Source organism: Gordonia effusa NBRC 100432, from assembly GCF_000241305.1.
Classification (GTDB): domain Bacteria; phylum Actinomycetota; class Actinomycetes; order Mycobacteriales; family Mycobacteriaceae; genus Gordonia; species Gordonia effusa.
On sequence record NZ_BAEH01000132.1, the window covers coordinates 1 to 12497 of the forward strand.

The window sequence follows — 12497 nt, forward strand, 5'->3', positions numbered from 1 at the left end:
AAACTGCCGTGCAACGCCACTTTGTAGGTGGCGGCGATGATCATCGTGCCGAGGAGGCCCGATGCCGCCAACGGCGTGAGCAGGCCCAGTACCAGCAGCGCGCCGGCACCGGTTTCGATGATCGGCCCGACGATCGAGAGGGTATGAGCTGCCTGGGGAGCGAAACCGATCGCCGGGTTGTCGGCATTGAGCAAGAAGGTTTCGAATCCGCTCAGCCCCGGACCACTCCACCAGCCGAACAGTTTTTGCGTGCCATGCGCTAATGCGATGAGACCGACGGCCACCCGCAACAACAGAAGTCCGCTATCGAGAGTGCCGCGACGGGTCTCGACGTTACGATCATCGACCGCATCGTCGACTCGCTTGGATTTAGTCGTCGAGTCAGCGGGCAATGCGACTGTGTCTGGCTCGTCGTCCGCATCGTCGAAGTTAACCGGCTGCGTGAGCGAGTCGTCATCGTCTAGCGGCCTGGTTAGCGGCAAAGGAGGCTCCCCGCCCAGTTCGGTGATCGGCGTCGGGGTACGCGGATGTGCTCGCTTGGTTACTCGCGCCGTCGGCTCACGGGACACCAGGTCGTCGGCCGCATCGAGGCTGTCGGCGTCGTCGGCGCCGCGTTCGGCACCCACCGGACGTCGGTCCAATTTGCTCTTGCTGGGCACTACCAGCGGCGTGGTGGCCAGCTCAGTCGGGTCGATGTCATCAAGGTCCTCGACCCGGCGCATCCCCGACGGGACAGAAAACTCCGACGTCGGTTCGTCATAGGGACTCGACGCCAGTTCGGAGTCCGAGTCCGTCCGTTCGTTTCGCTTGCTCACGTAGATCAACTTTAAGAGGTAGCCGACAAAAATGCCGGAACCACTCACCGACGCCGGATCACAATTCGATGCCACTTACATCGATCGTCGGTCCAAACTAGGCCAGTAATGGTCGGCCAGACACGCTCCTCACGCGGTATCACCGCGTCCATCCCCTACTGTGGTGTCCATGAAAAGCGGTCGTTCGCGCGGTTATCGCATTGTGCTGTTCTCGGTGATGATGACTGCGTTGCTGGTCGCTACCGGCTGTACAAATTTCACCGAGCAGGACAAACAGGCCCAGGCTGGCGCCTTTAGCTCGGAGCCGAAGGGCGCTCCCCAGACGACAACTGTTCCTCCGCAGTCAACCGAAACCGAGTCGCCGCCCCCACCCGGTCCGTGCGTCGACCCTGATCCCAATGTCATCACCACCTGTCTGGCATCCACCGGCGATCTGGTTCCGGGCGATGCGCAGGGAGCAACCACCGTCGTCGCCGAGCGGACCACCGGCAAGATCATCACCGCCAAGCGATATAGCGAACACAAAGTCGTGGCGAGTTTCGACGTCGACGGTTCCGGCGACGGCGGGCTAATCGCTTTCGCACAGTCGCCAACCTACGAACAGGACCGTCTGCTCTACGCCTTGATCACCACTCCCACCGACAACCGAGTTGTGCGGATAGCGCCGGGTGATGTCGCCAAACCAATCCTCGTCGGTATCCCCAAGGGGCCTATGGGCAATATGGGCGCGATGTTCTTCAACTCGGCCAACGAGTTGATCGTTGCCACCGGCAATACTGGCAACCCCGCGGCGGCAACCGATCCAGGATCGCTGGCCGGCAAACTCTTGTCGATCACCTCGTTGACGTCGGGCGGAAACGCGCGGCCCAAAATCCTGGCTTCCGGGCTCGGATCGAATGTGTCGCTGTGCGCCAGCGCGACCACCTCGAGTCTCTACATCGCCGATCGAACAGCCATCGAAGACCGGCTGTCGGTGTATAGCAAGTCGGGTCTCAAACCTATCTGGACCTGGCCCGACAAACCACAGATCGCTGGTTGCGCGGTAGCTGGCAACGCCATCTACGTCACGACCACTCGCACCAAACACATCGAGGGGATCATCGAACCGACACCGTCCAAGCCGACGGTGCAAAAACCTAACGTGGTGCTGAAGGATCAGTACGGAGCGCTGGGCCGAATCGCCGGTTTGCCCAACGGGCTGCTGCAGTTCGCGACGGTCAACAAGCAATACGGCAAGGCAGTCAGTACCGACGAACGTGTCATCAGGTTCATGCCGTCTATGTCTCCTTTGAATGAGCGGGACTAGGTACGACGCATACCTGTGCGGTCGCCCGCAACCAGATTGGGTGCGCGGCCAGTAGGAGCCTTACTCGCCTACCTACTCGACGCCGACACTGGCCAGCACGAGCTCTTTCACCCGCGCCGGATCAGCTTGTCCCCTAGTCGCTTTCATAACGTCGCCGACGATCTTGCCGGCCGCCGCGACCTTGCCGGAGCGGATCTTGTCGGCGATGTCGGGGTTAGCGGCCAATGCGTCGTCGACGGCCTTCTGCAGCGCGGAATCATCGCGCACCACTTCGAGGCCGCGGTCGGCCACGATCTGCTCGGGCTCGCCGTCACCGTCGAGTACTCCGACGACGACTTGTTGAGCCAGCTTGTTGGTGAGTTTGCCCTCGGTGACCAGTGCGATCACTTTGGCGACCTGCGCCGGGGTGATGGGCAGATCAGCTAATTCGGTTTCTCGCGTATTCGCCTGCTGCGCAAGGAAAGACACCCACCAACTGCGCGCGGCCTCGGCGGGTGCACCCGCCTCGGTCGTCTCGATGATGAGGTCGATCGCGCCGACGTTGACGAGGTCGCGCATCACCTCGTCGGAGACACCCCACTCAGCCTGAATGCGGGCGCGGCGCACCCACGGCAGCTCCGGAAGAGTCTTCGACAGTTCTTCGACCCAGGCCGAATCCGGTTGTACCGGAGGAAGATCCGGTTCCGGGAAGTACCGGTAGTCTTCGGCGGTCTCTTTGCGCCGGCCAGCCGAGGTAGTGCCGTCGGCCTCTGCGAAATGCCGGGTCTCCTGGATCACCTCACCGCCGTCACGCAAGACCGCGGCCTGCCGCCGCATCTCGTAGCGAACGGCCACCTCGACGCTCTTGAGCGAGTTGACGTTCTTAGTCTCGGTGCGGGTACCGAATTCCGTTGCACCCGTTGGTTTCAGCGAGACGTTGGCGTCGCAGCGCAAAGATCCCTGATCCATCCTGACGTCGGATACGTCGAGTGCCTTGAGCAAATCGCGCAGCGCGGTCACATAGGCGCGAGCTACCTCGGGTGCGCGCTCACCGGTACCTTCGATGGGCCGGGTGACGATCTCGACCAGCGGCACGCCCGCACGGTTGTAGTCGAGTAGCGAATGACTGGCGCCGTGGATACGACCGGTCCCGCCGATATGCAGCGACTTGCCGGTGTCCTCTTCCATATGGGCGCGTTCGATCTCCACCCGCCACGGCGTGCCATCGGGTAGCACCACGTCGAGGTACCCGTCGTAGGCGATGGGGTCGTCGTACTGACTGATCTGATAGTTCTTCGGCTGGTCGGGGTAGAAATAGTTCTTGCGCGCGAACAGCGACGACGGGCGGATCGAACAGTTCAACGCCAGTCCGATGCGGATGGCTGACTCGATGGCCTTGGCATTGACCACCGGCAGCGACCCCGGTAGACCGATACACACTGGGCACACTTGGGTATTGGGTTCAGCACCGAATGTCGTCGGGCAGCCGCAGAACATCTTGGTCGCCGTACCAAGCTCGACGTGTACTTCCATACCCAGCACCGGGTCGTATGACGCGATGACGTCGTCGTAGTCGAGCAGTGAATCGGTTGTCGCCGCAGTCATGCTGATCAGTTTATGCGGCGACTGAGCAAGACTGGGCGCCGCCCTTACCGTCGGCCAACACAGCCTGGCGGAATCTCAGGCGCGGTTGGGGGACTTCACCGATGCGCCAACCCGGGCGTCGGCAATACCGTGGGATCCACAACGCAGGAAAGAATCGACTGAGGAGTACACCATGACCGCTGACGCCTTCCCGACCGGCTCGCAGGGCCCGGCATCGACCTCCCCGCCGATCGTCGACGCCCCACGCAAGCTGTACCGCTCGCGCGGCGACAATTGGCTCGGCGGCGTGTGCGCTGGCCTGGCAAAGTACTTCGGTTGGGACACAACACTTGTTCGCATCGCGTTCGTTGTCTCGATCCTGCTCCCCGGACCTCAGGTCCTCGTCTATCTGGCGTTGTGGATCATCATCCCGCAAGAACCGGTGGCCCCCGTCCCTGTAATCGGAGCTGGCCAAACCACCACCGTCGACTTCAGCAAAGACAATCCGACCACCTTCCCGCCGGCCTGACGTCGGCTACCTTGATCCGCCGACGAAACCGAGCGTGGACGTCGCTCGTGTTTCGTCGGCCCCCGAAAACCGCACCGTATCGCCTATCCGAGGGCAACATGCCCTCGGAGGGGGCAGACGGTGCGGTTTTCAGGGCTAGCCGAACAATTGCCGGTAGTCCGCGTAGCTCTCTGGTGGCACCGTCTTCAGGTCGGCCAGCGCCTCCGCAAAATCTACGCGTGCGATATTCGTCCCGTGCAGCGCGACCATCTGGCCCCAGCCACCGTCGGCGATCAGGTCGGTGACGGCCATGCCCAGCCGAGTCGCCAGCACCCGATCGAATGCCGACGGCGCACCGCCACGTTGAATATGTCCCAAAACTGTTGAGCGCGTTTCGATTCCAGTGTGCTCCTCGATCAACGGCGCCAGTACTTCGCCGATGCCGCCGAGTCGGGGACGATTAAATCCGTCGAGTCCCTTGGTGGAGTGCGCCTCGTCCATATCCGGAAACTTGAAACCCTCGGCGACGACGACCATCGGTGCTCGACCACGGTGCACGACGCTGCGGACCCACTCGGAGATCTGTTCGATGGTCTCCGGCTGTTCAGGAATCAGGATCGCGTGCGCACCACCGGCAATACCGGAGAACAGTGCGATCCACCCCGCGTGCCGGCCCATGACCTCAAGCACCATGCAGCGCTTGTGGGAATTGCCTGTGGTGCGCAGACGGTCGATCGCCTCAGTGGCTATCTCAACGGCAGTGGAGAAGCCGAAGGTGTAATCGGTTGCGGCGAGGTCGTTGTCGATCGTCTTAGGCACCCCGACGATATTCACGCCGTCCTCGAACAGCCTCTTCGACGCGCTCGCGGTACCTTCACCGCCGATAGCGATTATTCCGTCGATACCCAGCTGCTTCATCCGCTTCTTGATGTTCTCCGCGCCGCCGTCGGGCTCGCGGTACGGACCGACGCGGCTAGTCCTTATTATCGTGCCGCCCTGGCTGGACAGGCCACGCACCGAACGGCGGTCGAGCGTGATGGCGTTGCCTTCGATGAGGCCCTTCCACCCGTCGAGGAACCCGACGAACTCCTGGCCGTGCACGGTCTCGCCTTTGAGGACCGCACCCCGAATCACCGCGTTGAGCCCTGGACAGTCACCGCCGGACGTGAGGATGCCGAGCCGCTTTGCCATATGTCACCTTTCGGGCCTGAGAGTTCGACGGACACCGCCTCAAATGTAGTGTGCTGACGACGCTCCCGCGCGCTGTCTGGATCAGCGCCCGCTGGCTCTACAGGATCAACCGAACACTATTTCAGCCCATTCTCGTACGCGAACACCACAGCCTGGGCACGGTCGCGCAATCCAAGCTTTCCCAAGACGCTCGACACGTGGGTCTTCACCGTCTGCTCCGAGACGAACAACTCTCCCGCGATCTCACCGTTCGACTTACCGTCAGCAACCAGATCGAGCACTTCGCGCTCACGAGGGGTGAGACCGTCGGCGGCACGGCTGCGCACCGGGCGACGTCGCGTCGCGGTTAGTTCGGCGATCAGGCGCTTGGTGATCGACGGCGCGAGTAGCGCATCCCCGTCCGCGACAACCCGCACCGCGCGGGTCAGTTCCTCGGCGGGGGCGTCTTTCAGCATGAAACCCGACGCCCCGATTCGCAGTGCCTCGTAGACGTAGTCATCGATGTCGAAAGTGGTCAGCATCAACACCTTTGTCGATGACCCGCTAGCGATGATTTGTTCAGCGGCCCACAAACCGTCTTTGCGCGGCATACGCACATCCATCAGCACCACGTCGGGCTTCAATCGACCGACGATCTCGACCGCCGCGACGCCGTCGTCGGCATCACCGAGCACGGAGATATCCGAGCTTGCGGCGAGCAGTGCGGAGAATCCGGCGCGCACCATCGCCTGGTCGTCAGCGACGACTACCGTAATCGACACCGCAGCAGTCTATCCCGAAGTAGCACCGTCGGCCGGGACGGTTTCATCCTCCGACGCTGCTGGTTGCGATGAAACTTCTTCACTATCAACAGGTTTCGATAGGTCTACCCGATCACCGGCCTCCGACGTCGATTGGTTCGCGTCAGTCGTCGGCGGTTCGATCACAACCGGCTCCCGCACCCCCGGACGATTCGGGATCACCGCGTGCACCGCGAATCCGCCGTCGGATGTCGGACCGGTATCCACTTGTCCCCCAACGCTCTTCGCACGCTCGTCCATGCCAAGGAGTCCGACGCCGCTACCGCCGGCGTCGAGCGATTCGGTGATCGGGACCGAATTCACGACCGTCAGTACCGTCGCATCGGGCGTTCCCACCAGCGCGACGATGACCTGAGCACCGGGTGCATGCCGGGTCGCATTGGCCAATGATTCCTGCACAATGCGATAAATCACCAAGGCCGACGACTCCCCGATCTGTGTGTGGTCGGTGGTGTCGGTGAACGTGACTGCCACACCGGCGCCGCGGGTGGCCGAAATCAGTGAATCAATCTCTGCCATACCGGGATTCGGCGCTGCCAGTGCACCGTTGTCCAATCGCAACACACCAAGCAACTGACGTACCTCGTCAAGCGACTCACGGGCCGCGACGGCAATGCCGTCGAATTCGGCGATCGTCAGCGGTCCAAGCTCCTCCGGTAGCCGGTATTGCGCGGTTTGCGCCATCACCACCACCGTCGACATCCGGTGTGCCACAACATCATGCAGATCTCGGGCAATCCGGGCGCGCTCACGCAGAACGGCCTGCTGTGATTGCGCCAGTTCGGTTTCTTCGGTACGTTCGGCTAGCAGTCGCCGCGACTGGAATAGGTACCGCAGCAATGCCGAAACCACGGCGATGAACCCGATGGCAAAGATCCAACCGCCGCGTTGATCAGGCGGCGCGGCGAACCACAGCAAGACCATCGTGCATGCCGCTACTAACGGAATCTGTCTGATTGGGCCACGTAGGCACGTCATCGCGGTTAGCACCAGCAACGCGATGATATGAGTGACCTGAATCGACCACGGCCAGCCGTTGACCGTCGGGACGAACAGCGTCATCACCACAGCGGTAACTACCGAGATACCCCACCCAATCGTCGGACTGGCCCACGCGAGCGCCACCGGAAGAACCGCGCCACCGGAAAGCACTGGAAGCAGATAGGCGAATACGTCGTGGGTCACGGGCAGCGTCGGCCAGGCGACGGACCACATGATGAGCGCAACAACCAGAAAGAACACATTGGTCGATCGCGATAGGTACGCGTGAATAGCCGGATCCTGCAGTGCGGGCAGGTCGGACACGTTATGCGCGGCCGCACGACCGAGCCGAACGACGTTTCGCCGGCCCCGCCGCAGCATCGCAGTTTTTTTACCCATGCCTGCAACCGTAGGCGTCGACGCACGCCGTGTCGTCATACTTCTGAGCGAGATTCTTCTCCCCCGCAAGGTCGACTCGCCGGCGCCACGTCGCACCAAGAAGCCAGGTGTGGTCGGCTCTCTGGTCCGATGTCCGACGGCGACCGGCGCTCATAGCGTCCTTGTCATGACTTCAACACGGCTACGAAAGTTGCTGCAACAGACCATCTTCACGCTGGCTATGGGATCGGTCGCGATACTTGCGCTGGCTGCTCCCGGCACCGCTCATTCCTCGGCGCCACCGCGCGCCGAAGACCCAGCCGCCGCCGCTACAGTTGCCGCGCTGGTCGGCTCCGACCCGGCGAGCGCACTCACTCATCTGCCGCCGTCATTCGCGACGACGATGGGCTACCGGCCCATCGTCGAGCAGATGGCCGACGGACGATTTCCGGCCAATCCGTCTGGTTCGTGCTCGTCGCCGGTCCCGCTGCCGGCTCGCTTTGAACCACTGTGCCGCACCCACGACTTGGGCTATGACCTACTTCGCTACGCGGACCGTTCGGGACATCCACTCGGCGGCTGGGCGCGCACGGCTCTCGACTCCATGCTGATCGATCGGATGACCGTTAGCTGCACTGATCCGACGTGTACGGCGTCGGCGAGTGTCGCGCAGGCCGCGCTGGGACTCAATACCTGGCGCCAGCACGACGGCGCACCCGCGAGCGGTGAAACCACATTCGACATCGTCGTCGGGCTTGGTCAGCGCGGCATCGAATCCCTTCTGGGACAACGGTAATGCGCGCCCCTGCAGTCAGCGCCTCGCTCGGTGCGCTGGCGGGTGCGGCTATCGGTTTCTACCCGGGGCAGCTGCCACGCGGCGCATTGGTCGCGGGCGTCCTCGTCGCGGTGTGCGTGGGACTTGGCACCTTCGCCGGTCTGCTGGTGGCCCGGTTCGTCGGAGGCGGCTCGGCCCGGGCCCGGCGGTGGGCGCTGGGGATCGTCGCCGGATCGTTCGGAATGCTCGCTGCGGGTGCCGCTTGGTGGCAGCACTCGCTACGCGACGCGCTGGATGTCGCCGGCGCCGGACCGGACTGGGCGTTCGTAGCCGGATTGCCGGCGGCGGCGGTTTTCGCGGTAATCGCATTGTGGCCACGTCTGGTCGCGTGGGCCCTCGCACTCATCGGAACGGTCGTCGTCGGCTATGTGTCGCCCGGCCTTGCCGCCGCACAGCCTCAGGGGACGAATACTCCGGACGTGGCGGCCTTGTACGGATCGTTGGACTCGGACCGATCGATCGAGCAGCGTGCGCGCGATGTCGTCGCCAACTGGGTCGCCGACGGTGGACTGACCCGGAGCGCCGTCGTGATCGCGGTGCCCACCGGCTCTGGTTGGATCGACACCAGCGCGGTTAACGGATTCCGGATGAGGTTCGGTAAGGATCTCCCGATCCTGGGATTGCAGTACGCCGCGGTCTCATCGTGGCGTGCGTTCGTTTCCGACCGCGATGCCGCTGGCCGCGCCGCTATCGCGCTCGTCGCCGAAGTTGATGCGGCTATGCACAATATCGAGCGCGCACACCGGCCAAAGCTGGTGCTGTACGGGCAAAGTCTAGGGGCGATCGGCGCCGATGCCGCCCGAGTGTGGGCTTCCGAACACGGCGTCGAGGTGGCGCAGACGATCGAGGTCGGCGTACCGGGCGATTCGGTGCCATTTCGTGCGACTGGTCGCACAGTACTGGCGAATGCCTCCGATCCAGTACCTCGCTGGTCGCCGACCTTGCTGTGGCGGCCGGCGCGGATGACCGACGATACCCAGGTCATCGGACGTCGGGGCCATCACGTTCCGTGGCTCCCGGTGGTCAGTTTTATTCAGACGTCAGTGGATCTGCTTGGCGCACTGAACGTTCCCGCCGGAGACGGACATCGGTACGGGGTAGAGCAAGCGACCGGTACCCGGTGACGCGTACTACCCCACTGGCCCGCGGGCCGCCTCGTAGGCAGCGCCCACTCGGTACAGTCGATCGTCGGCCAACGCTGGAGCCATGATCTGCAAGCCGACTGGAAGTCCGTCGTCGGACAGGCCCGACGGCACCGACATCGCAGCTACCCCAGCCAAATTCACCGGCAGGGTGCATAGATCGAAGAGATACATGGCCAGCGGATCGTCGACCTTCTCGCCAAGTTTGAAGGCGGTAGTCGGAGTGGTCGGCGACACCAGGACGTCGACCTGCTCGTAAGCGCTGGCGAAGTCGCGCGCGATGAGCGTACGGACCTTCTGCGCCTGACCGTAGTAGGCGTCGTAATAGCCGGACGACAGTGCGTACGTGCCAATCATGATGCGGCGCTTGACTTCCGGTCCGAATCCAGCCTCGCGAGTCAGCGCCATTACCTCATCGGCGCTATGCGAACCGTCATCGCCGACACGTAGGCCGTACCGCATCGCGTCGAAGCGAGCGAGGTTACTCGACACCTCCGACGGCAGGATCAAGTAGTAGGCGCCGAGCGCATAGGAAAAGTGCGGACACGAGACCTCGACCACTTCGGCGCCCCGCTCGGTCAGCGTCGCGACCGCGGCGTTGAACGAATCGAGCACGCCGGCTTGATATCCCTCACCCTGCAGCTCTTTGACGACCCCCACCTTTACACCGGAAAGGTCCTGTGTGGCACCAGCTTTCGCGGCCGCGACCAGGTTGGGCACCGGCGCGTCGACCGACGTCGAGTCACGCGGATCATGTCCCGCGATGACTTCGTGCAGCAATGCGGTGTCGAGCACCGTTCGCCCGCACGGGCCACCTTGGTCCAACGACGACGCACACGCGACCAGACCGAAACGCGAGACCGTGCCATAGGTCGGCTTCACGCCGACGGTCGCGGTGACAGCGGCCGGCTGCCGAATAGATCCGCCCGTGTCGGTGCCGATCGCCAGTGGTGCCTGATATGACGCCAGTGCCGCGGCGCTACCGCCGCCGGAACCACCGGGAATACGGTCGGTGTCCCAGGGATTGCGGGTCACCTGATAGGCCGAATTCTCTGTCGACGATCCCATAGCGAACTCGTCCATATTGGTCTTGCCGAGGATCGGCAGACCGGCGGCCCGAAGCCGCTCGGTGACCGCGGCGTCGTAGGGCGGGACCCATCCTTCAAGGATTTTCGATCCACAGGTGGTTGGCGCGTCGGTGGTGGTGAAGACATCTTTGAGCGCGATCGGCACGCCGGCTAGCGCGGACGCCGGCTCGCCACCTGCGATGGAGTCGTCGGCGGCCTTCGCGGCCACAAGTGCTTCCGCCCCGCTGACATGCAGGAATGCGCCAAGCGAGTCATCGATCTCAGCGATCCGATCCAGGTGGGCCTGCGTAACCTCGACCGACGACAGCTCGCGGGCAGCGATCTTGTCCGCCAGCTCAGCCGCCGTCAGACCGGTGATCTCGTTGCTACTGCGTGGGTCTGCCACTATTCCTCCCCAAGGATCTGCGGAACGGCGAATCGATCTTGCTCGACGGCGGGGGCGCCGGAAAGCGCCTGCTCCGGGGTCAACGATGGTGCGACAACGTCGGGACGCAGCACATTGGCCAACGGCACCGGGTGGGCAGTCGGCGGAACGTCGTCCGCGGCTACCTCCGCTACCTGGGCCACGTGAGCGAGGATCGAATCTAGTTGTGTCGCATAGTGATCGAGTTCGTCGTCACTCAGCGCCAACCGCGACAATTTGGCCAGGTGGGCCACCTCGTCACGCGAAATGGTCGGCTTCGCGCCTTGGGAGTCTGCGGACATCTTGGCGATCGTCCCCTTTACGTTGATGCAAGTCCTTGCCTATCAGCCTATCGGCGGCACGGGCTCGCCCAGTCACAGGCCTGCCGATCGCGCAGCCAGACCGCCCACCGCCCTCGGGTGAGCGGACAACCACGCGCGGTGAGACAATGCCTCACGTGGCTTTTCTCCTGCGCGTATATCTCGAAGATCGGCCCGGTAGTCTCGGCATGCTCGCCGTCGCACTGGGCTCGGTCGGCGCAGACATCGCCTCCTTGGAGGTCGTCGAACGAGGCGAGGGATATGCCGTCGACGACATCGTCGTAGACCTGTCACCGGGTTCGCTACCTGATGCGTTGATCACGGCAGCAGAAAATGTCACCGGCGTTCGGGTGGATTCCATCCGCCCCTACGACGGTGTGCTCGACACCCATCGCGAGTTGGAGTTGGTCGACCACGTAGCCACCGCAGCGGCCACCAAACGCCTGCAGGTACTCGTTGACGAGGCCCCGCGCGTGCTGCGCGTGTCGTGGGCAACGGTGCTCACCGCCGGACCAACCGGCGTCGTTCAATTATTCGGTAGCTCCGGATCGCCGGAAACGCATCTTGCACAGGCGGATTGGCTCCCGTTGGCGCGGCCTGTGCAGCTCGATTCCGATGCCGCGTGGGTTCCTGAGCCGTGGCGTGACATGGATACCCGAATGGCCGCCGCCCCGCTGGGCGACGGCCGAAAGGCGCTGCTCCTTGGCCGGATGGGCGGACCCGACTTCCGACCGTCGGAGATCGCCCGACTCGGTTATCTCACCGGCATTGTGTCGACGGTGTTGTCAAGCAAGAGCTGAGCACTACTCCCGGATCTCCATCCGCGCCACCTTGTCACCGTCGACGGTGAACGTGAAGGTCGATGGTCCGTTGAAACCGTCACCACCGACGGTGGCCACAACGACAACGTCGTCACCACTCGAGGTCGTGGACGTGACATCCAGCGTCATATTCTTGCCGATGTACTCGTTGTCGCTCCAGCCCTTGATAGCGTCGCGACCGGCGAACACCCGGCCCCAGTCATCCACTACGCCGTCGGGAGTGAAGGAGTCGAGGAAGCCGTCGAGGTCACCGGCGTTGGTGGCGTCGAGCAGTGCCGCAACTGGAGCGGGAATTGGTGTGGTCACGATAGAGCCTTTCTAAGTCAGATTGGTTGAGTCTGGTCGA

General features: G+C 63.3%; 13 protein-coding genes. 5 read left to right on the forward strand and 8 right to left on the reverse strand.

Translation table 11 applies throughout. From position 1 onward, the window contains the following. Positions 1-815, reverse strand: an 815-nt coding sequence (locus GOEFS_RS22695) for a DoxX family protein (RefSeq protein ID WP_138918109.1), incomplete at its 3' end; no start/stop codon positions are given. A 169-nt stretch (positions 816-984) separates the two neighbouring features. Between GOEFS_RS22695 and GOEFS_RS21715 the strand changes: the two genes are divergently transcribed. Continuing rightward, entirely contained in the window at positions 985-2121 is a 1137-nt protein-coding gene (locus tag GOEFS_RS21715) for a PQQ-dependent sugar dehydrogenase (RefSeq protein WP_373278238.1), read from the forward strand. A gap of 72 nt (positions 2122-2193) precedes the next feature. Here the strand turns inward: GOEFS_RS21715 and gatB are convergent, their stop codons facing one another. Next, complete coding sequence (gene gatB, locus GOEFS_RS21720) at positions 2194-3705, reverse strand: Asp-tRNA(Asn)/Glu-tRNA(Gln) amidotransferase subunit GatB (protein WP_007320107.1); 1512 nt, start codon at positions 3703-3705, stop codon at positions 2194-2196. Between the two features lie 172 nt (positions 3706-3877). On the opposite strand from gatB, the gene GOEFS_RS22995 reads away from it, so the two are divergent. Continuing rightward, positions 3878-4213, forward strand: coding sequence for a PspC domain-containing protein (locus tag GOEFS_RS22995; protein WP_007320108.1), 336 nt, complete (start codon positions 3878-3880; stop codon positions 4211-4213). A 135-nt stretch (positions 4214-4348) separates the two neighbouring features. On the opposite strand, the gene GOEFS_RS21730 is transcribed toward GOEFS_RS22995, so the two are convergent. The 3 genes from GOEFS_RS21730 to GOEFS_RS21740 form a co-directional block, all read right to left on the reverse strand. Continuing rightward, a complete protein-coding gene (locus GOEFS_RS21730) occupies positions 4349-5383 on the reverse strand; it encodes an ATP-dependent 6-phosphofructokinase (protein ID WP_007320109.1) in 1035 nt (344 codons plus the stop codon). A gap of 116 nt (positions 5384-5499) precedes the next feature. After that, positions 5500-6144, reverse strand: a complete 645-nt coding sequence (locus GOEFS_RS21735; protein WP_007320110.1) for a response regulator — start codon at positions 6142-6144, stop codon at positions 5500-5502. Between the two features lie 9 nt (positions 6145-6153). Next, on the reverse strand, positions 6154-7563 hold the full coding sequence (locus tag GOEFS_RS21740; RefSeq protein WP_245549942.1) for a sensor histidine kinase: 1410 nt from the start codon (positions 7561-7563) through the stop codon (positions 6154-6156). A 166-nt stretch (positions 7564-7729) separates the two neighbouring features. Between GOEFS_RS21740 and GOEFS_RS21745 the strand changes: the two genes are divergently transcribed. Continuing rightward, the gene (locus tag GOEFS_RS21745; RefSeq protein ID WP_245549943.1) at positions 7730-8338 is read left to right on the forward strand and encodes a hypothetical protein; all 609 of its coding nucleotides are present in this window, start codon (positions 7730-7732) and stop codon (positions 8336-8338) included. Beyond that, the gene (locus tag GOEFS_RS21750) at positions 8338-9501 is read left to right on the forward strand and encodes an alpha/beta-hydrolase family protein (RefSeq protein ID WP_007320113.1); all 1164 of its coding nucleotides are present in this window, start codon (positions 8338-8340) and stop codon (positions 9499-9501) included. The genes GOEFS_RS21745 and GOEFS_RS21750 overlap by 1 nt, the downstream gene beginning before the upstream one ends. A 6-nt stretch (positions 9502-9507) precedes the next feature. Here GOEFS_RS21750 and gatA read toward each other — a convergent pair whose 3' ends face one another. Further along, positions 9508-10992 carry an Asp-tRNA(Asn)/Glu-tRNA(Gln) amidotransferase subunit GatA gene (gene gatA, locus GOEFS_RS21755; RefSeq protein ID WP_007320114.1) on the reverse strand — a complete coding sequence of 495 codons (1485 nt, stop codon included), beginning with the start codon at positions 10990-10992 and terminating at the stop codon, positions 9508-9510. Next, a complete protein-coding gene (gene gatC, locus GOEFS_RS21760) occupies positions 10992-11312 on the reverse strand; it encodes an Asp-tRNA(Asn)/Glu-tRNA(Gln) amidotransferase subunit GatC (RefSeq protein WP_007320115.1) in 321 nt (106 codons plus the stop codon). Before gatC ends, gatA begins: the two co-directional genes overlap by 1 nt. 146 nt (positions 11313-11458) lie before the next feature. Here gatC and GOEFS_RS21765 point away from each other — a divergent pair, with 146 nt between their 5' ends. Beyond that, entirely contained in the window at positions 11459-12130 is a 672-nt protein-coding gene (locus GOEFS_RS21765; RefSeq protein WP_040525944.1) for an ACT domain-containing protein, read from the forward strand. A 3-nt stretch (positions 12131-12133) separates the two neighbouring features. Here GOEFS_RS21765 and GOEFS_RS21770 read toward each other — a convergent pair whose 3' ends face one another. Then, positions 12134-12457 (reverse strand): nuclear transport factor 2 family protein, encoded by a 324-nt coding sequence (locus GOEFS_RS21770; protein WP_007320117.1) that lies wholly within the window; start codon positions 12455-12457, stop codon positions 12134-12136. Positions 12458-12497: the final 40 nt, after the last annotated feature.

Coding starts and splice junctions, on each gene's coding strand:
- GOEFS_RS21730 (WP_007320109.1), bottom strand. CDS start 5,383: ATGGCAAAGCGGCTCGGCATCCTCACGTCCGGCGGTGACTGTCCAGGG.
- gatB (WP_007320107.1), bottom strand. CDS start 3,705: ATGACTGCGGCGACAACCGATTCACTGCTCGACTACGACGACGTCATC.
- GOEFS_RS21765 (WP_040525944.1), top strand. CDS start 11,459: ATGCCTCACGTGGCTTTTCTCCTGCGCGTATATCTCGAAGATCGGCCC.
- GOEFS_RS21745 (WP_245549943.1), top strand. CDS start 7,730: ATGACTTCAACACGGCTACGAAAGTTGCTGCAACAGACCATCTTCACG.
- GOEFS_RS21740 (WP_245549942.1), bottom strand. CDS start 7,563: ATGGGTAAAAAAACTGCGATGCTGCGGCGGGGCCGGCGAAACGTCGTT.
- GOEFS_RS21715 (WP_373278238.1), top strand. CDS start 985: ATGAAAAGCGGTCGTTCGCGCGGTTATCGCATTGTGCTGTTCTCGGTG.
- gatC (WP_007320115.1), bottom strand. CDS start 11,312: ATGTCCGCAGACTCCCAAGGCGCGAAGCCGACCATTTCGCGTGACGAG.
- GOEFS_RS22995 (WP_007320108.1), top strand. CDS start 3,878: ATGACCGCTGACGCCTTCCCGACCGGCTCGCAGGGCCCGGCATCGACC.
- GOEFS_RS21750 (WP_007320113.1), top strand. CDS start 8,338: ATGCGCGCCCCTGCAGTCAGCGCCTCGCTCGGTGCGCTGGCGGGTGCG.